This window comes from Streptomyces sp. NPDC045998 (assembly GCF_056430285.1).
The window spans coordinates 150,405-170,191 of the sequence record NZ_JBWKLJ010000005.1; the positions used below are offsets into that span (position 1 = coordinate 150,405).

21 protein-coding genes are annotated in these 19,787 nt (G+C 73.7%); 11 read left to right on the forward strand and 10 right to left on the reverse strand.

Annotated elements, in window-relative coordinates; genetic code table 11:
• Positions 1-22: 22 nt before the first annotated feature.
• From AC07FJ_RS17160 to AC07FJ_RS17180, 5 genes are read left to right on the forward strand one after another with little or no spacing between them, the layout of a single operon-like run.
• The gene (locus AC07FJ_RS17160) at positions 23-1,600 is read left to right on the forward strand and encodes a 4-coumarate--CoA ligase family protein (protein ID WP_479049725.1); all 1,578 of its coding nucleotides are present in this window, start codon (positions 23-25) and stop codon (positions 1,598-1,600) included.
• Positions 1,597-2,334, forward strand: a complete 738-nt coding sequence (locus AC07FJ_RS17165; RefSeq protein WP_479049727.1) for an enoyl-CoA hydratase family protein — start codon at positions 1,597-1,599, stop codon at positions 2,332-2,334. The genes AC07FJ_RS17160 and AC07FJ_RS17165 overlap by 4 nt, the downstream gene beginning before the upstream one ends.
• Complete coding sequence (locus tag AC07FJ_RS17170) at positions 2,322-2,948, forward strand: TetR/AcrR family transcriptional regulator (protein WP_479049729.1); 627 nt, start codon at positions 2,322-2,324, stop codon at positions 2,946-2,948. The genes AC07FJ_RS17165 and AC07FJ_RS17170 overlap by 13 nt, the downstream gene beginning before the upstream one ends.
• A gap of 57 nt (positions 2,949-3,005) precedes the next feature.
• Positions 3,006-3,260, forward strand: a complete 255-nt coding sequence (locus AC07FJ_RS17175; protein ID WP_479049731.1) for a hypothetical protein — start codon at positions 3,006-3,008, stop codon at positions 3,258-3,260.
• Positions 3,257-3,658: a PIN domain-containing protein gene (locus AC07FJ_RS17180; protein ID WP_479049732.1), complete on the forward strand. Its 402-nt coding sequence runs from the start codon at positions 3,257-3,259 to the stop codon at positions 3,656-3,658. Before AC07FJ_RS17175 ends, AC07FJ_RS17180 begins: the two co-directional genes overlap by 4 nt.
• Before the next feature lie 81 nt (positions 3,659-3,739).
• Here AC07FJ_RS17180 and AC07FJ_RS17185 read toward each other — a convergent pair whose 3' ends face one another.
• Positions 3,740-4,840, reverse strand: coding sequence for a citrate synthase 2 (locus tag AC07FJ_RS17185; protein ID WP_361417723.1), 1,101 nt, complete (start codon positions 4,838-4,840; stop codon positions 3,740-3,742).
• 242 nt (positions 4,841-5,082) lie between these two features.
• Here AC07FJ_RS17185 and pdxH point away from each other — a divergent pair, with 242 nt between their 5' ends.
• Positions 5,083-5,760: a pyridoxamine 5'-phosphate oxidase gene (gene pdxH, locus AC07FJ_RS17190; protein ID WP_479049734.1), complete on the forward strand. Its 678-nt coding sequence runs from the start codon at positions 5,083-5,085 to the stop codon at positions 5,758-5,760.
• 24 nt (positions 5,761-5,784) lie between these two features.
• Here the strand turns inward: pdxH and AC07FJ_RS17195 are convergent, their stop codons facing one another.
• Positions 5,785-6,144, reverse strand: a complete 360-nt coding sequence (locus AC07FJ_RS17195; protein WP_479049736.1) for a hypothetical protein — start codon at positions 6,142-6,144, stop codon at positions 5,785-5,787.
• 477 nt (positions 6,145-6,621) lie between these two features.
• On the opposite strand from AC07FJ_RS17195, the gene AC07FJ_RS17200 reads away from it, so the two are divergent.
• The gene (locus tag AC07FJ_RS17200) at positions 6,622-7,962 is read left to right on the forward strand and encodes a PAS domain-containing protein (protein ID WP_479049738.1); all 1,341 of its coding nucleotides are present in this window, start codon (positions 6,622-6,624) and stop codon (positions 7,960-7,962) included.
• Between the two features lie 118 nt (positions 7,963-8,080).
• Here AC07FJ_RS17200 and AC07FJ_RS17205 read toward each other — a convergent pair whose 3' ends face one another.
• Genes AC07FJ_RS17205 through AC07FJ_RS17220 form a run of 4 tightly spaced genes read right to left on the reverse strand, consistent with a single transcriptional unit; the run spans position 8,081 to position 11,542 of the window.
• The gene (locus AC07FJ_RS17205; RefSeq protein ID WP_479049740.1) at positions 8,081-9,313 is read right to left on the reverse strand and encodes an ABC transporter permease; all 1,233 of its coding nucleotides are present in this window, start codon (positions 9,311-9,313) and stop codon (positions 8,081-8,083) included.
• Complete coding sequence (locus AC07FJ_RS17210) at positions 9,313-9,996, reverse strand: ABC transporter ATP-binding protein (protein WP_479049741.1); 684 nt, start codon at positions 9,994-9,996, stop codon at positions 9,313-9,315. Before AC07FJ_RS17210 ends, AC07FJ_RS17205 begins: the two co-directional genes overlap by 1 nt.
• A complete protein-coding gene (locus AC07FJ_RS17215; RefSeq protein WP_479049743.1) occupies positions 9,993-11,057 on the reverse strand; it encodes an efflux RND transporter periplasmic adaptor subunit in 1,065 nt (354 codons plus the stop codon). The genes AC07FJ_RS17210 and AC07FJ_RS17215 overlap by 4 nt, the downstream gene beginning before the upstream one ends.
• A complete protein-coding gene (locus tag AC07FJ_RS17220; protein WP_479049745.1) occupies positions 11,054-11,542 on the reverse strand; it encodes a hypothetical protein in 489 nt (162 codons plus the stop codon). The genes AC07FJ_RS17215 and AC07FJ_RS17220 overlap by 4 nt, the downstream gene beginning before the upstream one ends.
• An 89-nt stretch (positions 11,543-11,631) precedes the next feature.
• Between AC07FJ_RS17220 and AC07FJ_RS17225 the strand changes: the two genes are divergently transcribed.
• Together AC07FJ_RS17225 and AC07FJ_RS17230 are read left to right on the forward strand one after the other, a co-directional pair.
• Positions 11,632-12,291, forward strand: coding sequence for a response regulator transcription factor (locus AC07FJ_RS17225; RefSeq protein WP_468293700.1), 660 nt, complete (start codon positions 11,632-11,634; stop codon positions 12,289-12,291).
• Positions 12,288-13,535, forward strand: coding sequence for an ATP-binding protein (locus tag AC07FJ_RS17230; RefSeq protein ID WP_479049747.1), 1,248 nt, complete (start codon positions 12,288-12,290; stop codon positions 13,533-13,535). The genes AC07FJ_RS17225 and AC07FJ_RS17230 overlap by 4 nt, the downstream gene beginning before the upstream one ends.
• On the opposite strand, the gene AC07FJ_RS17235 is transcribed toward AC07FJ_RS17230, so the two are convergent.
• On the reverse strand, positions 13,529-14,284 hold the full coding sequence (locus AC07FJ_RS17235) for an SIS domain-containing protein (protein ID WP_479049749.1): 756 nt from the start codon (positions 14,282-14,284) through the stop codon (positions 13,529-13,531). The genes AC07FJ_RS17230 and AC07FJ_RS17235 overlap by 7 nt on opposite strands.
• 160 nt (positions 14,285-14,444) lie before the next feature.
• On the opposite strand from AC07FJ_RS17235, the gene AC07FJ_RS17240 reads away from it, so the two are divergent.
• Positions 14,445-15,137, forward strand: coding sequence for an iron-dependent transcriptional repressor DtxR (locus AC07FJ_RS17240; RefSeq protein WP_355355346.1), 693 nt, complete (start codon positions 14,445-14,447; stop codon positions 15,135-15,137).
• 485 nt (positions 15,138-15,622) lie between these two features.
• On the forward strand, positions 15,623-16,492 hold the full coding sequence (locus tag AC07FJ_RS17245) for an alpha/beta fold hydrolase (RefSeq protein WP_479049751.1): 870 nt from the start codon (positions 15,623-15,625) through the stop codon (positions 16,490-16,492).
• Here AC07FJ_RS17245 and AC07FJ_RS17250 read toward each other — a convergent pair.
• The 3 genes from AC07FJ_RS17250 to AC07FJ_RS17260 all read right to left on the reverse strand — a co-directional run bounded on the left by AC07FJ_RS17250 (position 16,489) and on the right by AC07FJ_RS17260 (position 19,655).
• Positions 16,489-18,096 carry a transporter gene (locus tag AC07FJ_RS17250; RefSeq protein ID WP_479050189.1) on the reverse strand — a complete coding sequence of 536 codons (1,608 nt, stop codon included), beginning with the start codon at positions 18,094-18,096 and terminating at the stop codon, positions 16,489-16,491. The genes AC07FJ_RS17245 and AC07FJ_RS17250 overlap by 4 nt on opposite strands.
• A complete protein-coding gene (locus AC07FJ_RS17255) occupies positions 18,075-18,869 on the reverse strand; it encodes an ABC transporter ATP-binding protein (RefSeq protein ID WP_479049753.1) in 795 nt (264 codons plus the stop codon). The genes AC07FJ_RS17250 and AC07FJ_RS17255 overlap by 22 nt, the downstream gene beginning before the upstream one ends.
• A 108-nt stretch (positions 18,870-18,977) precedes the next feature.
• Positions 18,978-19,655: a bifunctional DNA primase/polymerase gene (locus tag AC07FJ_RS17260; protein ID WP_479049755.1), complete on the reverse strand. Its 678-nt coding sequence runs from the start codon at positions 19,653-19,655 to the stop codon at positions 18,978-18,980.
• Between the last annotated feature and the right edge of the window lie 132 nt (positions 19,656-19,787).

Sequence of the window (19,787 nt, forward strand, 5' to 3'; positions counted from 1 at the left end):
GCCGTACCGACAGGAGCCGTTGATGGTGTTCCACAGCGAGTACGCGGACGTCCCGACCCTGTCCCTCCCCATCCACGACGCCGTCCTGGACAACGCCCGCGCGTACGGCGACACCGTCGCCCTCGTCGACGGCGCGGGCGAGCTGACCGTCACGTACGCCCAGCTCGACACGTACCACCGCCGCATCGCCGCCGCGCTCGCGGAGGCGGGCGTGCGCAAGGGCGACGTGCTGGCGCTGCACAGCCCGAACACCGTCGTCTACCCGGCCGTCTTCTACGCGGCGACGCGCGCCGGCGCGTCCGTCACCACCCTCCACCCGCTGGCGACGGCCGAGGAGGTCGCCAAGCAGCTGCGGGACTCCGGCGCCCGCTGGGTCGTCACCGTCTCGCCGCTCCTGGAGACGGCCCGGCGCGCCGCGCGCGGAACGGACGTCCGCGAGATCTTCGTCTGCGACCAGGCGGAAGGGCACCGCTCCGTCCTGGACATGCTGGGCTCGACGGCGCCGGAACCGTCCGTCGCGATCGACCCGGACGAGGACGTCGCCGTGCTGCCGTACTCCTCCGGCACGACCGGCGTCCCCAAGGGCGTCATGCTCACCCACCGCTCGATCGCCACCAACCTGGCGCAGCTGGACCCGCTGGTGCCGGTGGGGCCCGGCCACCGGATCCTCGCCATCCTGCCGTTCTTCCACATCTACGGGCTCACGGCGCTGATGAACGCGCCGCTGCGGCACGGCGCCACCGTGGTCGTGCTGCCGCGCTTCGAACTGGAGCAGTTCCTCGGGACGATCGAGAAGCACCGCGTCAACGGCCTGTACGTGGCCCCGCCGGTGGTCCTCGCACTCGCCAAGCACCCGGCGGTCGAGCGGTACGACCTGTCGTCGCTGGAGTACGTCCTCAGCGCCGCCGCCCCGCTCGACGGGCACCTCGCCCGGGCCTGCGGGGCGCGGCTCGGGCTGCCCCCCGTACGGCAGGCGTACGGCATGACGGAGCTGTCGCCCGCCACGCACGTGGTGCCGCTGACGGCCCCCGACGCCCCACCGGGCGCCGTCGGCAAGCTGCTTCCGAGCACCGAGATGCGGATCGTGTCCCTCGACGACCCCGGCAAGGACCTGGGCGCGGGGGAGGAGGGCGAGATCTGGATCCGGGGGCCGCAGGTGATGAAGGGCTACCTGGGCCGTCCGGACGCGACGGCCGCGATGGTCGACGCGGAGGGATGGCTGCACACCGGTGACGTGGGGCGCGTCGACGCCGACGGCTGGCTGTACGTCGTCGACCGCGTCAAGGAGCTGATCAAGTACAAGGGCTTCCAGGTCGCGCCGGCCGAACTGGAGGCGCTGCTGCTGACGCACGAGGGCATCGCGGACGCGGCGGTGATCGGCGTGTACGACGAGAACGGCGACGAGGTGCCGAAGGCGTACGTCGTACGGCGGCCGGGCGCCACGGAACCGACGGCCGGCGAGGTCATGGCCTTCGTGGCCGGCAAGGTCGCCCCGTACAAGAAGATCCGGCGGGTCGAGTTCATCGAGGGCGTGCCGAGGGCGGCGTCGGGGAAGATCCTCCGCCGGGAACTGAGGGAGAGGGAACGGGAGGGCGCATGACGAGCCTCGTCACCACCGCGCACGAGCGCGGCATCACCACCCTGACGCTGGACTCCCCGGACAACCGCAACGCGCTGTCCGCGCGGGTCGTCGGCGAGCTGGCGGAGGCGCTGGACGCCTGCGGCAAGGACCCGGCGGTGCGGGCGGTGGTGCTCACGCACGCGGGGCCGACGTTCAGCGCGGGCGCCGACCTGAAGGCGCCGCCCAGCCCGTACACCTTCGTGGCGCTGCTGCGGGCGATCGTGGAGCTGCCCAAGCCGGTGGTGGCCCGGGTGACCGGGCACGTACGGGCCGGCGGGCTCGGTCTGGTGGGCGCGTGCGACATCGTGGCGGCAGGGCCGGAGGCGGACTTCGCGCTCACGGAGGCGCGCCTCGGGGTGGCGCCGGCCGTCATCTCGCTGACGCTGCTGCCGCGCCTCGACCCGGCGGCCGCGAGCCGGTACTACCTGACGGGCGAGCGGTTCGACGCGGCGGAGGCGGCCCGGATCGGCCTGGTGACCGTCGTCGGCGAGGACGTGGACCGCGCGCTCACGCCCGTGCTGGACGGGCTGCGGCGGGCGTCGCCGCAGGGGCTGGCGGAGAGCAAGCGGCTGGTCACGGCTAGGGTGCTGGAGACCTTCGAGCGCGACGCGGAGGACCTCGTCCAGCGCTCGGCCTCGCTCTTCGCCTCGGCGGAGGCCCGCGAGGGGATGACGGCCTTCCTGGAGCGACGGGACGCTGCATGGGTGTTGTGACCACCGGTACGACCGCTACCACCGCCGCGAAGGCGCCGAACGCCTCGAAGGCGCCGAAGCAGGACCGCAGCCGGGCCACCCGGCAGCGGCTCCTGGAGGCGGCCGTGGCCTGCCTGGCCGAACGGGGCTGGGCGGGCTCGACCGTCTCCGTCGTCGCCGAACGCGCCGGCGTCTCGCGCGGCGCCGCCCAGCACCACTTCCCGACCCGGGAGGACCTCTTCACGGCGGCCGTCGAGTACGTCGCCGAGGAGCGCTCCCAGGCCCTGCGCGCCCTGCCCGTGCAGGGCCGCGCGGCGGTCGTCGCGGCCCTGGTGGACCTCTACACGGGCCCCCTGTTCCGGGCGGCCCTGCACCTGTGGGTGGCCGCCTCCAACGAGGAGCAGCTGCGCGCCCGCGTGACCGAACTGGAGGCGAAGGTCGGCCGCGAGACCCACCGCATCGCGGTCGAGCTCCTCGCCGCCGACGAGTCCCGCCCCGGCGTCCGCGAGACGGTCCAGGGCCTCCTGGACATGGCCCGCGGCCTCGGCCTCGCCAACCTGCTGACGGACGACCGGGCCCGACGGGACCGGGTGGTGGCGCAGTGGGGGAGGCTGCTGGACGAGGTCTTGGGCTGATCCGATGGCTGCCTATCTGCATACTGCTGGTATGCAGATAGGCGCTACGCTCGACGTATGGCTGAGACGACGCGCATCACGGTGACCCTCCCCACCCCGCACGTGGAAGAGCTGAAGAAGCTCACGGACAATGTGTCCGCCTTCGTGGCGGAGGCGGTGGGTCACTTGATCAGACGCAAGCTGCTGGCCGAGGAGCTACGGCGCTACCAGGAAGAACACGGCGCCTTCACCGAGGAGGAGCTCGCCGAAGCGCGCGCCGAGATCTTCCCGGAGCTCCAGCAGCCCGAGCACACCGAGGCGAGGGCGGCTTGACCGAGCACATCAGCACCGTCGTCCTGGACTCCGAGGGCCTCTCCGCTTGGATCACCGAGGACCGGAAGGTGTCGACCAAGATCCAGATCTTCTACGACCTGCAAGCCACGATCGCCGTGTGCGCCAACACCATCGTCGAGGTGATGCACGCGGGCGTGAACCTGCCCCGCCTCCAGTGGCTGCTGTCCCGCTGCCGGGTCGAACCCGTCACCGAGCAGTCCGCCAAGGCCGCCGCCCGCCTCCTCAAGGACGCCGGTCTGCACGGCCACAAGTACGCCATCGACGCCACGGTCGCCGAGATGGCGCGGCGCCAGCCCGGGCCCGTCGTCATGCTGACGTCCGACATCGACGACATGGCCCGCCTGTGCGGCGACCGGGTCCGGCTCATCAGCCTCTGAGCCCCCGCCGGCGGGCGTACGTACGCGAACGGCGCCGACCCCCGCGCGGGGGCCGGCGCCGTCGCCGTATCGGTACCGGCGTCAGCCGGTGATGTCGTCGAAACCGGCGATCTCGCGCGGGCTGCGCGGGCCCGGGCCCACGTAGCGGGCGGAGGGGCGGACCAGGCGGCCGGTGCGCTTCTGCTCCAGGATGTGGGCGCTCCAGCCGGCCGTGCGGGCGCAGGTGAACATGGAGGTGAACATGTGCGCCGGGACCTCCGCGAAGTCCAGCACGATCGCCGCCCAGAACTCCACGTTCGTCGCCAGGACGCGGTCCGGGCGGCGGTTGTGCAGCTCCTCCAGGGCGGCCTTCTCCAGCGCCTCCGCCACCTCGAAGCGCGGCGCGGCGAGCTCCTTGGCGGTACGGCGCAGGACGCGGGCGCGCGGGTCCTCGGCGCGGTAGACGCGGTGGCCGAAGCCCATCAGGCGCTCGCCCTTGTCGAGGGCCTGGCGGACGTACGCGCCGGCGTCACCGGTGCGCTCGATCTCCTCGATCATGCCGAGCACGCGGGACGGGGCCCCGCCGTGCAGGGGCCCGGACATGGCGCCGACGGCGCCCGAGAGGGCCGCGGCCACGTCGGCGCCCGTGGAGGCGATGACGCGGGCCGTGAAGGTGGAGGCGTTCATGCCGTGCTCGGCGGCGGACGTCCAGTACGCGTCGACGGCCTTGACGTGCTTCGGGTCCGGCTCGCCGCGCCAGCGGATCATGAACCGCTCGACGACGGACTGCGCCTTGTCGATCTCGCTCTGCGGCACCATCGGCAGGCCCTGCCCGCGCGCGCTCTGCGCGACGTACGACAGCGCCATGACGGCCGCCCGCGCGAGGTCGTCGCGGGCCTGCTCCTCGTCGATGTCGAGGAGCGGTTTCAGGCCCCACACCGGGGCGAGCATGGCGAGCGCCGACTGCACGTCGACGCGGATGTCGCCGGAGTGCACCGGGATCGGGAACGGCTCGGCCGGCGGCAGGCCGGGGTTGAACGCCCCGTCGACCAGCAGGCCCCACACGTTGCCGAACGAGACGGACCCGACGAGTTCCTCGATGTCGACGCCGCGGTAGCGCAGCGCACCGCCTTCCTTGTCCGGTTCGGCGATCTCCGTCTCGAACGCGACGACTCCTTCGAGTCCGGGTACGAAGTCGGACATCAGGCGGCTCCTCGTGAGGTGAGTCTTCCGGTGAGAGTTCCGGTGTGTCTTCCGGGGGTGCGGTGATACCCCGTACGGCAGGTGGTCATCCAGCACCGTCGTAGGGAGGGAACAGTGACCCAGCGCATGAGTCTGTCGGGTTCCCCCGATGCGGGGAAGCGTGACATCCGGCACACTCCGCCGAACCGGGCAGGAAGGATTAGTGGCACTCCGTGCCGGGAAGACTGCCCGGCTACGGCAGGATGGCCTCTGTGACAGACGCTCTCGACCCAGCAGCTCTCGATCCCGCCGACATGCGCGAGCAGTACCGCACCGCCCAGTTCCTGGAGTCGGACCTCGCGGCCGAGCCGATGGACCAGTTCGACCGCTGGTTCAAGGAGGTGGCCGGCAGCGGGGTGATCCACGAGCCGAACGCCATGATCGTCTCCACGGCCTCGCCCGACGGCCGCCCCTCGTCGCGCACGGTGCTGCTCAAGCACTACGACGAGCGGGGCTTCGTCTTCTTCACCAACTACGGCTCCCGCAAGGGCATGGAGCTCGACACCAACCCGTACGTCGCGCTGCTGTTCCCCTGGCACCCGGTGGCCCGCCAGGTCATCGTCAACGGCGTGGCGTCCCGCGTGGGCCGCGACGAGACCGCCGCGTACTTCCGCACCCGCCCGCACGGCTCCCAGCTGGGCGCCTGGGCGAGCGAGCAGTCGTCCGTGATCGCCTCGCGGGCGGAGCTGCTGGCCCGCTTCGAGGAGCTCGCGGCGCGCTACCCGGAGGGCGAGCAGGTGCCGGTGCCGCCGCACTGGGGCGGCTTCCGGATCGCCCCGGAGACGGTCGAGTTCTGGCAGGGCCACGAGAACCGGCTGCACGACCGGCTGCGCTACGTCGGGCAGGACGCCTCCTGGCGCGTGGAGCGCCTCTCGCCCTGACGCGTCGACCGGGGCGGGCGCCGCTCAGGCGAAGTCGATCGCGGCCAGCACCGGGCCGCCGAAGGCCAACGCGTACTGCGCGAACACCGCCCCGCGGCGTACGCCGTGGTCCAGCGTGTCCCGCGGCGCGCACAGCGCCACCAGGCCCACCAGGCCGGACAGCCCCATCGACCACATCGCCGCTCCGACGAGCGGGCCGCTGCGGCCGTCGCCGCTGTAGGCCTGGTTCAGGATGATGACGAGGGTCGCGACGAAGGCGACGGCGAGGAGCAGGAGCCCGATCCCGGCGAAGACGCGCACGGCGCCCGTGGACGGGGCGAAGGGGTCGGCGGGGTCGGTGGTGCCGGCAGCGGAGCCGGCGGTGTCCGCGGTCGTGTTCGTCATGGCCGCCATGCTGCCGCCCGCGCCCGGCCGCCCACACCGGGTCGCGTACTCATCTCCGCGTGCGGCTCCTACTCAGACGGAGCCAGGGAACGACGGAGCCAGGGAACGACGGAACCACGGAAAAGACGGAGCCCGGGAAACGCAGAAGCCCGCGGGCTCTGTTCCCTCCTGGACGGAGGGGTCGGCCGGATGTGCCGACGAGCCCGCGGGCCGGTGACTGCTTGGGATTACGGCAGGAGGCCTGCCGCCTTTGCACAGAGTGCGACGACAGGCCTTAGCCCGCAGTCACCTCACGCATCCGAAAAGAAACCACTTCCGGATCACCTCCTTTCCTGTGTGCCCACACACTAAGAACCGGTCCGGCGGCCGCACAACGCATTTTCGCGAACGGGCTGTGTCCTGGGTCACCTTCCAGTTCAATGACCGCAGGTGAGTACAGGAGAACAGGTTGGGACACGTCCTGCAGGGGGTGCCGGGATGACTGCGTCCAAGAGCGAGACGGCGACCGGTGAGCGCGGATCGGACGAGCTGCTCGCCGCGCTGCTGGACGGGATGGACGCGGCGCTCTGTGCGTTCGACGCCGACGGGGTGATCACCCACTGGAACCGCGAGGCCGAGCGGATCCTCGGCTGGACCGCGGAGGAGGCTGTCGGACGGCCCGGACTCGGCGGGTGGGCCGCGCGGGCCGAGGACGCCGCGGAGGTGTGGGAGCGGCTGGCCGGGGTCATGCGGGCGGCCGGGCGGCAGGTGCACGAGTTCCCGCTGCTGCGCAAGGACGGCGGGCGGGTCCTCGTACGGACGCAGTCGGCCGGTGTGCGCGGCGCGGACGGCCGGCCGGCGGGGGTGTACTGCGCGTTCAGCGAGGTGCACGCGCAGATCGACCTGGAGCGGTCCATCGCGCTCAGCGAGGCGCTGTTCGAGGACGCCGCCTGGGGTGTCGTGCTCGTCGACGTCGACCTGCGCCCGGCCCTGGTCAACGCGCACGCCGCCCGGGCCCTGGGCGCCGGGCGCACGACGGTGCTGGGCCGGCCGCTGGGCGAGCTGGTGGTGCAGGGCGTGGAGGAGCTGGAGGGCGCGCTGCAGCACGTACTGGCGCAGGGCGCGCCCCCGGCGCTCGCCGAGCTGTGGGTGACGGTGCGGACGGCGGAGGGCGAGCGGCGGCGGTGCTGGCGCAGCGGCTTCCTGCGGCTGGCGTCCCCGCTCGCGGAGGAGCCGGTCCCGCTGGGCGTCGGCTGGCTGTTCCAGGACGTGACCGAGGACAAGCTGGCGGCACAGGAGGCCGACCGGCTGCGGTTCCGCTCCAGCCAGCTGCACCGCGCGGGCGGCGCGGCGGCGGAGTGCGAGGACCCGATGCAGGCGGCGGCCGTGTACCTGGACTTCGCGCTCGCCGGGTTCGCCGACCACGTACTGCTCGACCTCGTCGGCCCCGACCCGGCGCGGGGCGAGGGCCTCGTACGCGCCGCGGCGTCGCCCTCCGGCGCGCCCGGCCCCGTCGCGCGCGTGGCGGGCGGGGGCCTTCCCGTGCGGTACGGCCCCGGCCACCCGGCCCTCCAGGCGGTGGACCGCGCCGGCTCGGTGCGGGCGAGCGCCGCGTCCGAGGCCTGGGCCGCGGAGCGCCAGTGGCCCCGGGACGCGGCCCACGCCCTCTGCACGGTCCTGCGCAGCCGGGGCCGGACGCTCGGCGTGGTGACCTTCCTCCGCTGCGCGACCAGACCGGCCTTCGAGCGCCCGGACGCGGCGTACGCGGAGAGCGTGGCGGTCCGCGTGGCGGGCTCGGTGGACCTGGCGTCGGCGCTGGGGGGACGCTCGGGGGATTGAGGCGGCTCTCCGGGGCGGGGCCCGGGCGAGGGCCCGCCCGGCCGGAGAGCCCCGGCCTGGAGAGCCCGCCCGGCCGGAGAGCCCCGGCCTGGAGAGCCCCGGCCGGAGACGCCCGCGGCTACGCCGCGTGCAGTGCCAGCGTCGGGGACAGCCGGGCCGCCCGCACCGCCGGGTAGAGGCCGGCCACCGTGCCGATCGCCAGGGTGGCGGCGAAGCCGCCGCCCACCGCCCAGGGCGGGACGACCCACGGCAGGCCGCCGGAGACGGCGTACGCGCCCGTCGCCGCCGCGCCGAGGGCCACGCCCGCGATGCCGCCCAGGCCCGACAGCATCAGCGACTCGGTGACGAACTGCACCCGGATCTGGCCCCGGGTCGCGCCCAGCGAGCGGCGCAGGCCGATCTCGTGGCGGCGCTCCAGCACCGAGATGATCATGGTGTTGGCCACCCCGACCCCGCCCACGAGCAGGGCGATCCCGCCCAGCCCCAGCAGCAGCGTGGAGAACGCGCCCTCCGTCGCCGCCTTCGCCCGCAGCGCCGACGACGGGTCGGTCACCCGCACGTTCTGCGGGCTGCGCGGGTCCACGGTCGCCGCCAGCAGCGCCCGTACGTGCCCCACCGAGGCGTCCGTGGACCGCTCGTACACCGACGTCGGGTGCCCGTCGAAGCCGAGCAGCTCCTCCGCGGCCGTCCAGCCCACCAGCGCCGAGCGTTCGATCTCCGGGGCGAGCGGCAGCGGGGCGAGGATGCCGACGACCGTGAAGTACCGGTCACCGAGCCACACCTGACGGCCCGGCTCGGTGATGCCGAGGCGTTCGGCGGCGACATGGCCGAGCACGACCGCCGGGTAGCGGCCGTTGGCGCCGTTCAGCCAGGTGCCGCGCGCCACCTCGCCGCGCAGCACCTCCAGCAGCTCCTCCGAGGCGGCCTTGACCGCGATTCCGCCCGTCTCCCCCTCGGGGATCTTCTCGGAGCGGCGCACCGACCGGGCCACGTCGCCCGTCGCGCCGACGTGTTCGACGCCGTCGATGCGGCCGACCATGCCGGGCGCGTCCTTCGGTAGCTTGACCTCCTGCCCGGCGAACATCGACTCGCCGGGCGTCGCCACCAGCATGTTGGTGCCCAGCGCGTCCAGCTGGCGCATCAACTGCGCCGCGCTGGACGCCGAGATGCCCACCACCGCGATCATCGTCGCGATCCCGATGGCGATGCCGAGTGCGGACAGCACGATCCGCACCGGCCGGCTGCGCAGCCCCGCGGAACCCACGTGCAGGACGTCGCGCGGCCCGAGCCGCGCCGCCTTCAGCGCCTTCGATGCCTTCGATGCCTTCGATCGCGTACGCGTACGGGCCATCAGGCCGCCACCCCCCGCACGTCGGCGACGATCCGGCCGTCCCGGATCCGCACCTGGCGCGGCAGCCGGTCCGCGATCTCCGTGTCGTGCGTGATGACGGCGATCGTGGCGCCCTCCGCGTTCAGGTCGCGCAGCAGCTCCATGACGGCCTCCCCGGACGCCGAGTCCAGCGCCCCGGTCGGCTCGTCGGCCAGCAGCAGGTCCGGCTGCCCGACCACCGCACGCGCGATGGCGACGCGCTGCTTCTGCCCGCCGGACAGCTCGTGCGGCCGGTGCCGCAGCCGGTCGGCGAGCCCCACACGGGCGAGCGCCTCCGCGGCCAAGGCCCGGCGCCGACCGCGCGGAAGGCCCGAGTACAGCAGCCCTTCGGCGACGTTGTCCTGGGCGCTGACGCCCGGCACCAGGTGGAACGCCTGGAACACGAAGCCGATGTGCCGGGCGCGCAGCGCCGACAGGCGCCGGTCGGACAGGGTCGCCACATCGTGCCCGGCGATCTCCACGCTCCCCGCCGTCGGCCGGTCGAGGGTGCCGACGATGTGCAGCAGCGTGGACTTGCCGGACCCGGACGGGCCGACGATGCCGACCAGTTCACCCTGGTCGACGGTGAGGTCCACGCCGCCCAGCGCCGTGACGCCGCCCGCGTACTGCTTGGTGACCCCGGTCAGGCGTACGACCGTGCTCATACGGACGGCACCCCGACCTTCATGCCCTCGCGCAGTCCGCCGCCGCTGACCTCCACGCGGCCCTCGGCGAACATGCCGAGCTCCACCTTCACGTCCCGGCTGCGGCCGTCGCCGTCGACGACCTCGACGCCGAAACCGCCTCCCGGGAGGGCCAGCAGCGCGTTGACGGGCACGGACAGGACGCCTCTGCGGGTCTCGCCGGTGAGGTTGACGGTGACCGGCGACTGGTCGAGCGCCTTGACCTTGCCCGGATCGTCGAACGACACCGTGATGTCGATCTTCGGCGTCTTGTCCTGGGCGTCCTCGGCCGCCTTCGCCGTCTTCCCGACCCCCGTGACCTTGCCCGGTACGACCGTGCCGTCCGGGAGCTCGACCGTGACCCTGGTGCCGGTCTTCGCGAGCGAGCCGTCGGCGACGGGGAGCTGGAACCGTACGGTGCGTTCGGCGCCGGTGACCGTCAGGACGGGCTTGCCCGGCCCGACCGGCTCGCCGACCGCCGCGCCCGCCTCCTTCACCCGCACCGCGCCGGACGCGAACGCCACCTGGTCCGGGCCGATGTGCCCGGTGCGCTTCAGGCCGTGGGACTTCTGCCACCGCTTGACGGCCTCGGCCGTGCCGTCGGTGTACTTCTCGTCGACCGCGAGCCCGGAGCCGTACCCGAGGTCGCGGAGGTTCTCCTCCAGCTCCTCGACGTCCCGCCCCTCGTCGCCCGGCTTCAGCGTCCGGTACATCGGCCCGGTGCCGTACAGCAGGCGTACGGGCGTGCCGTCGACCTCGTACAGCCGCTCGTCGCGCTCGACGGTCGAGCCGGCGCCCGCGATCCAGGTGAGCGTGCCGGAGACGGGGCCCGCGGTGATACGGCGCTCCTTGGCATAGCCGAGGGTGCCGGTCTGCCTGCTGCTGTCGCTGAGGTCGCCCCGCTCGACGGCGGCGGTGGCGGTGGCCGTCTTCTCCGGCGCGTCCTTCCGCTCGGGCGCGCTGTACGCGGAGACGGCGGCGGCGCCGCTGCCCGCCAGTACGACGAGGGCGCCGATCGCGACGGCGAGGCGGCGGCGGGTCACCGGGCCTCGCCCCCGCACACCTTCATCGCCTTCTCGAACGTCTCCTTCTCCGGCCCGGCCGTCGGCATGGGCAGGGCCTGCTGCGCCGCGCCGTCGAACTTCGGGTCGGGCATGTTGACGCCGTTCTCCCGCATGCAGCGGGAGAACGCCAGCGCCTTGTCCTTGTCGGCCTGGGTGAGCTCACCGGAGCCGCCCGCCCCGCCGCCGCCCTTCCCCCGGCACGCCTTGAAGGCCTTCTCCATCTGCTCCTTGCTCAGGTCGCCGCCGATGGCGATGGAGCGCGGATCCTGGCCCGGCTTCGGCTCGGGCACGTCGAGGCCCTGGTCGCGCAGGCACTTGCGGTACTCCAGGGCCTGGTCGGCCTTCTTGCCCTCGCCGCTGACGTCGTCGCTCTTGGGGGCTTCGGCGCCGGTGCCGGAGCACGCGGCGGCGAGGAGCGCCAGGGCGGCGAGAGCGGTGCAGTGGCGGATCTGTCGGATTCTCATGACCGGGAGCGTGGCGCCGACCGGTGTTTCGTTTCTCTCAGCGCCGCCTTTACACCGACGAAAGGTGTCCCTGGGCTACACAGGGACCCATGCGCGTACTGGTGGTGGAGGACGAGGAGTTCCTCGCGGAGATGATCGCCGAGGGGCTGCGCCGTGACGCGCTCGCCGTCGACGTCGCGGCGGACGGCGCCGAGGCGCTGCGCAAGCTGTCCTTCGGGGCGTACGACGTGATGGTCCTGGACCGGGACCTGCCCGGCGTCCACGGCGACGAGGTGTGCCGCCGGGTGGTGCGGCAGGGGCTCCTGACGCGCATCCTCATGCTGACCGCGTCCGGGACCGTACGGGACCGGGTGGACGGCCTGGGCCTCGGCGCCGACGACTACCTGACCAAGCCGTTCGCGTACGACGAGCTCCTCGCGCGCGTGCTGGCCCTCGGCCGGCGGGCCCGCCCCGCGCTGCCGCCCGTCCTCGAACGGGCCGGGATCGTCCTGGACACGGCCCGCCGCCAGGCCGACCGGGACGGCAGGCCGCTGCACCTCTCCCGCAAGGAGTTCGCCGTCCTGGAGGCGCTGCTGCGCGCGGACGGGGCGGTGGTCAGCGGCGAGGACCTGATCGAGCAGGTGTGGGAGGAGCACACGAGCTACCGCACCAACGCCGTACGGGTCACCCTGAGCAAGCTGCGGGCCAAGCTGGGGGAGCCGCCGGTGGTGGAGACGGTGCCGGGCGCGGGCTACCGGATCGCGCGATGAGGAGCGAGCGGGCCCGGCTCACGGCCCTGTACGGCGGGCTGCTCGTGGTGGCCGGGGTGCTGCTCACGGGCGTGGTCTACCTGCTCGTACGGCAGGGGCTGTACTCGTCGATCAGCACGGCGGTGACGACGGCCGTACCCGGCAGGTCGTTTGACACCACCCTGCCCTGGCCGGACGCGACCGCCTCGGCGGTACCGGCCAGCCCCGTGCCCGTCCCCACCCCCTCGCCCACGACGTCGGAACGGGCCGTACGCGCGTACGCGGTCACCCAGAGGCTCAGCGGCGCCGCCGAGGAGGCCGCGCTGGGCCGGCTGCTCACCGTGTCGCTGACCGCCCTCGGCCTGTACGCGATGGCGTCCGTGGCGCTGGCCTGGTGGATGGCCGGGCGGGTGCTGCGGCCGGTCGCGGTGATCACGGAGACGGCACGGCGGCTGTCCGGCGAGAACCTCCACGAGAGGATCGGGCTGACCGGGCCGCCGGGGGAGCTGAAGCGGCTCGCGGACACCTTCGACGGGATGCTGGAGCGCATGGAGCGCCTGGTCTCCGCCCAGCAGCGGTTCGCGGCCAACGCGGCGCACGAGCTGCGTACGCCGGTGGCGGTGCAGCGGGCCGCGGCCGAGATCGGCCTGGCGGGCCGGCCGGACCCGGAGCGGGTGGCCCGCATCCGCACGAAGCTGCTCTCCGTCGCCGAGGACAGCGAGCGGATCATCGATGGGCTGCTGCTGCTGGCCGCCTCCGACCAGGGCCTGGAGCGCCGCGAACTGGTACGCGTGGACGAGGTCGCCCGCGCGGCGGCGGAGGCGCTGGCGGCGGAGGCGGCGCGGCGCGAGGTGACCGTCGAGGTCGAGGCGCGGCCGCTCACCGTCGCGGGGGAGGCCGTCCTGCTGGACCGCCTGGTGCACAACCTGGTCGCGAACGGCATCCGCCACAACCGGCCGGGCGGCCACGTCCGCCTCCGTACGGGCCCGTCGGGCGTCGAGGTCTCCAACACGGGCCCCGAGGTCGCGCCGGACACGGTCCCGCTGCTCTTCGAACCCTTCCACCACTCCGGGGGCGAGGGCGCGGGGCTGGGCCTCTCGATCGTCGAGTCGATCGCGCACGCCCACGGGGCGACGGCCACCGCCACCCCGAACCCGCCCCCCTCGGGCGGTCTGACGGTACGGGTCGCCTTCGCCCAGGAGGGCCAGGAGGGCCGGGAGGGCCGGGAGGGCCGGGAGGGTCGAGAGGGCCGGGAGGCTCAGTGACGGAAGAAGATCCGGTCCGCGTACTCGTTCATCACGCGGCCGTTCCACTCGTGCCCGCCGTCGACGTTGCCCGACCGGAGCAGCGGCGGCTCGATGCCGCGGGCCACCAGGGCCTCGGCCGCCGCGGCCATCACCGCCTGCATCAGCGCGCTGGTGACCACCGTGGACGCCGGCGCGAACGGCGCCTCCACGCCCTCGTGCGTGAGCTCCGCGTCGCCCACCGCGATCTTGGAGTCCAGCACGATGTCGCAGTGGTCCTTCAGGAAGGTGCCCGAGACGTGCCGGGACTTCGTCTCCTCCGCGTACGCCACCGAGGTCACACCGATGACCTTCAGGCCCAGGGCGCGCGCGTTCATCGCCATCTCCACGGGGAGGGCGTTGCGACCGGAGAGCGAGACGACGATCAGCAGGTCGCCGGAGCGGGCCGGTGAGGCGTCCAGGACCGCGCCCGCCAGACCGTCCACGCGCTCCAGCGCGGAGCCCAGCGTGGCGGGCATGACGTCGACGCCGACGACACCCGGCACGGCGAGCAGATTCATCAGCGCGAGCCCGCCGGCCCGGTAGACCACGTCCTGGGCGGCCAGCGAGGAGTGGCCGGCGCCGAAGGCGAAGAGGCGGCCCCCCGCGGCGACGGTGTCGGCGATGGCGGCGCCGGCGGCGGCGACGTGCTCCGCCTCCTCGTCCCGCACCCGCCGCAGCAGGTCGATCGCGGCGTCGAAGTACCGGCCGGCCAGCTTGCTCTCGCCCATGGCTCGGAGCCCCTTCTCCTCGTGCCGCTCGCTCGTCCCGCGCTCACGTTGCGGTCTGGACCATTGCTCTGTCAATACCGGCTCCCCGCCTACCGAAGACGGTTGTCAGTGCGATGCGTCAGAATTGAGGCAGGGCCAGCGCACGAATCGAGGGGCATGTATGTCCGGACTGATCGACACCACGGAGATGTATCTCCGCACCATCCTCGAGCTGGAGGAGGAAGGTGTGGTGCCCATGCGCGCCCGCATCGCCGAGCGGCTCGACCAGAGCGGGCCGACCGTCAGCCAGACGGTCGCGCGCATGGAGCGCGACGGCCTGGTCACCGTGGCCGGTGACCGCCACCTGGAGCTCACGGAGGAGGGCCGCCGCCTGGCCACCCGCGTGATGCGCAAGCACCGGCTCGCCGAGTGCCTGCTCGTCGACGTGATCGGCCTGGAGTGGGAGCAGGTCCACGCGGAGGCGTGCCGCTGGGAGCACGTGATGAGCGAGGCCGTCGAGCGCCGCGTCCTGGAGCTGCTGCGCCACCCCACGGAGTCGCCGTACGGCAACCCGATCCCGGGCCTGGAGGAGCTGGGCGAGGAGGCCGGCGCGGAGGCGTTCCTCGACGAGGGCATGGTGTCGCTGGCCGAGCTCGACGCGGGCGCGGAGGGCAAGACCGTGGTGGTGCGCCGGATCGGCGAGCCGATCCAGACGGACGCCCAGCTGATGTACACGCTGCGCCGCGCGGGCGTGCAGCCCGGCTCGGTGGTCAGCGTGACGGAATCCCCCGGCGGGGTGCTGGTCGGCAGCGGCGGCGAGGCCGCGGAGCTGGGCGCGGACGTCGCGTCCCACGTCTTCGTCGCCAAGCGCTAGGGCCTGATCGAAAAGACAGGCCTAGGCGGCTTACCTGCGGTTACTTCCGGAATCGCAGCGCACGCACCCTTCCGCGTGCCACGCTTGGCTCGGCATATGACCTGAGGGCGTGAGCGCCGGGGCCGCGGGCCCGGGGAGGGAGCAGGTGATGCGCCGCACCGGCATCCGGGGCGCGCGGCCACGCCGCGTGCCCCGCTGGCATGGGCATACGGAAAGCCCCGGCGCCTTTCGGCGCCGGGGCCTTGCCTCCCCTGTGCTGACCCGGAGCCCCGAGCTCTCAGGGTCATCCCCCTCGGGCCGGTTTTCCCCGAGCGGCCCGCCTCCCGATGAAGATCTCCCCTCGGTCACGCCCGTCAATCCTTGAGCGGCGTCACTCGAACGAGCGGTGTTATGCCCCGGAACCCGATTTTCGAATACGAGTTCGATACTGTGGGCGTCGGTACGAGACAGCGAGACACACGAGAGAGAAGGGGGTGCCAGGACGCATGGTGCGACGCATCGACCTGACCGCGGCCGACGGCTTACGCCTCGCCGCCTGGGAGTTCGCCGACCCGCCCAAGGACCAGGCGGCGGGCGAAGCGGTCCCGGGCGTCCTGCTCCTCCACGGCCTGATGGGCCGCGCCTCGCACTGGGCCACCACCGCCCGCTGGCTCGCCGAGCGGCACCGCGCCGTCGCGCTCGACCAGCGCGGGCACGGCCGCAGCGACAAGCCCGCCGACGGCCCCTTCACCCGCGAGGCGTACGTCGCCGACGCCGCCGCCGCGATCGAGCAGCTCGGCCTGGGCCCCGCCATCCTCGTCGGCCACTCCATGGGCGCCCTCACCGCCTGGCAGCTCGCCGCCGAGCGCCCCGACCTGGTCCGCGCCCTCGTCATCTGCGACATGCGCGCCTCCGCCCTCGGTGCCGCCTCCCAGCGCGAGTGGGAGCAGTGGTTCGGCTCCTGGCCCGTCCCCTTCGCCACCCTCGCCGACGTCCGCAAGTGGTTCGGCGAGGACGACCCCCGGCTGGAGCGCCCCAGCCCCGCGCGCGGTGAGTTCTTCGCCGAGGTGATGGCCGAGCGCGAGGACGGCTGGTACCCGCTCTTCTCCCGCCGCCAGATGCTCACCTCCCGCGAGACCTGGGTCCACGACGCCCACTGGGACGCGCTCGCCCAGGTCTCCTGCCCCGCCCTCGTCGTCCGGGGCCTCGACGGAGAACTCGGCCGCGCGGAGGCGCAGGAGATGGTCCGCGTCCTGCCCCACGGCCAGTACGCCGAGGTGCCCGACGTCGGCCACCTCCTCCACTACGAACGCCCGGAGGCCTGGCGCGCTGTGCTGGAGCCCTTTCTCGCCGGGCTCGGCCCCGGCGCCGGCTAGCCCTTGCTGACCGCGGCCAGGATCTCCGGCAGGCGCTCCGCCGTGCGCGGCGCCGCCAGCCGCACCCCCGCCCAGGTGAGCAGGGCCCCCCAGGCGACGCCCAGCGGCAGCAGCAGCCACAGCCAGGACGCGGCGCCGGTGACGTGCAGCGTGACCGTGAGCGCGATCAGCGGCGCGCTGAGCACCGTCGCCGCGAGCATGCCGCCCAGCAGCGACATCCACGCCAGCCCCGCCTGCCCCGGCGCCACGTTCTTGTAGCCGCTGTCCTGCGGGATCGAGTACGGGAAGCGGGCCGACGCCAGCGCGCCCGTGCCCACCATCGCGCCCAGCACCCCGAAGGACAGGCCCAGCGCCTCCGGCAGCACGGCCCAGTCGCCCAGGATCGCGGCCGTCACGGCCGTCACCAGCACCACGTACGGGACGGTGATCAGCAGCAGCGCGGCTGCGCGCGCCCGCAGCTCCTCGTAGGCGTCCCGCGTCGAGGAGATCGCCATCGCCACCATCCAGAAGGCGGAGGTGTCCTGCCCGAACTGGTTGTACATCTGGATGCCGAGCATCGCGGCCGCGAGGCACGCCAAGTAGACCGAGCCCGTGCCCTGCAGGGCGTTGAACAGCGGCACGATGAGACCGATCGCCAGCGAGGTCACCCACGCCGCCTTGGTCTTCGGGTCCCGCCACACATAGCGCAGGCTCCGCTGCATCACCGTGCCCGTACGCCCCCCGGGCCACAGCCGCGTCGAAGAGCCCGCCGAAGCCGCCGACTCGCGGCGCGACGGGCGCGAGGCCGCCGCCAGCGTCGAGCCGTCCGGCGCCGTCATCAGCCGCACCAGGCTGCGCCGCCACGCGTACACCAGGCCGGCCAGCGCGGCCACGGACAGCAGCAGCCCGGCCGCCGCCTCCCCGTACGCGCCCTCGCCCGCCGACTCCACCGCGCCGACCGCCGACGCCGGCGGGATCCACCGCACCACCTCCGCGAGCGGCTCCAGCTCAGCGAGGCCGCCCGACCGACTGAGCCGCTGTGCCCCGAAGTTGACGACCTGGGCGCCCACCGCGATCAGCAGACCGCTCAGCACCGCCAGGTCCCGCCCCCGGCGCGAGGTCAGCAGCCGGATGTTCGCCGCCGCGACCGCCCGCGCCAACGCCACGCACACCAGCAGCACCAGCGGCACGGCCACCACCGCCACCACCACGGCGACCGCACCGTGCGCCAACGCGAGCCCCGCGCCCACCGCCAGACACAGCGTGAACAGCGGACCGATGCCCACCAGCGACGACACCAGCAGCGCCCGCACCAGCGGCCCCGGCCGCAGCGGCAGCATCACCAGCCGCGTCGGATCGAGCGTCTCGTCACCGCCCGGGAAGAACAGCGGCGCCACCGCCCACCCCAGCGCCAGCAACGCCGTCAGCGGCACCACCACCGCGGCCGCCTGCGCATGCCCGCGCAGCAGCACCAAGCCGAGCAGCAGCCCCGCCGCGCACACCAGCGTGAGCACCATCGACGTGACGTACACGGCCGTGCGCCCCGCCGACTGCCGCAGCCCGTTGCGCAGCAGCGACAGCTTCAGCCGTACGAAGACCGAGATCACCGGCCACCGCCCAGCCAGTCGAGCGACTCGCCCGCGTCCCGCCCCTGCGCGCCCACCAGCTCCAGGAACGCGGCCTGGAGGGACGGCGCTTCGCCGCGTACCTCGGCGAGCGTGCCCTGGGCGCGGATCCGGCCGGCCGCCATCACCGCGACCCAGTCGCAGAGCGACTCCACCAGCTCCATCACATGGCTGGAGAACACCACCGTCGCGCCGGAGGCGGTGTACCGCTCCAGCACCCCCCGGATCGTCTGCGCCGACACCGGGTCGACGCCCTCGAACGGCTCGTCGAGGAAGAGCACCTCGGGGTTGTGCAGCAGCGCCGCCGCCAGGCCGATCTTCTTGCGCATCCCGGTCGAGTAGTCCACGACCAGCTTGTGCTGGGAACCCGCCAGGTCGAGCACGTCCAGCAGCTGGGCGGCCCGCTTGTCCACCTCGTCCCCCGGCAGCCCCCGCAGCCGCCCGGTGTACGCGAGGAGCTCACGGCCCGACAGCCGCTCGAACAGCCGCAGCCCCTCGGGCAGCACACCGATCCGCGCCTTCACCTCGACCGGGTCGCGCCACACGTCGTGCCCGGCCACCTCCACCCGGCCCTGGTCGGGCCGCAGCAGCCCCGTCACCATGGACAGCGTCGTGGTCTTGCCCGCGCCGTTCGGCCCCACGAGCCCGATGAACCGGCCCGCGGGCAGCAGCAGATCGATCCCGGCCACGGCGACGTGGTCGCCGAACCTCTTCCCCAGACCCTCGACCCGCACGGCGGGCGCGGCGCCCCTCATCTCGTCATCGTCCGGCATGGTCACTGCCTTCCGTAGTCCCCGTATGTACGTACCTGTTGGTAACGGGGTCAGCCTACGGACGGGGCCCGGGCCGGCGCAGGGGCGGGGCCCGGCAGTTTCCGCTGGTCAGGCCTTCCGGGAGCGGGCAGCGGCCGCCTCGCGCCCACACGCGTACGCCAGCGGGCTGATGAGCTCCTCGGCGTCGGGCAGCCAGCGGTTGGCGGGCGTCGGGCGGCGGGCCCACTGCACCGCGCCGTGGCCGCCGACCCGGGTCGGCGGGGCCGCGACGTAACTCCCCTCGCCCATCGCGACGAGGTCGATGGAGGTGGGCGACCAGCCCAGCTTCCGTACGAGATCGGCCGCCTTGCCCGCGCCGCCCGGCAGGACGAAGAACTGCATTCGGCGGTTCGGCGTGCAGGTCACCGGGCCGAGCGTGAGGTCCATCCGCTCCATCCGCGCCAGCGCCAGGAACCCCGCCGCCTCCGGCACGTCCAGCGCGTCGAACGTCCGCCCCGTCGGCAGCAGGATCGACGCCCGGGGCTGCTTCCCCCACATGCGGCGCGCCGCGACGGCGCTGCCCGTCGCCTGCGTCGCCCAGTCCGGCCGGGCCGGGTGCGCGCCCGGCGCGGGGCAGGCGGCCTCGCCGCACGAGCACCGCTCCGTACCGTCCACCGGCTCCAGCCAGGTGCCGGGGAACACCTCCCAGTGCCGCTCTTCCGCGTACCGCACGGCGGCGTCCAGCAGCTGCTCGCCTCGCTGCAGGGGGATCCGCGCGGCGTCCGTGACTCCGATGGTCTCTTCCACGGACAGCTCAACTACCGGTCAACCGGGGGGTTACGGGGCGCGGGCGGGGAGGCGGAGGAGCATCGATTCGGCATCCGGGGCGCATGGATGCACGACCGGGGGCGCGCGGGAGGGCCGGGAGCGGGCGGCGGG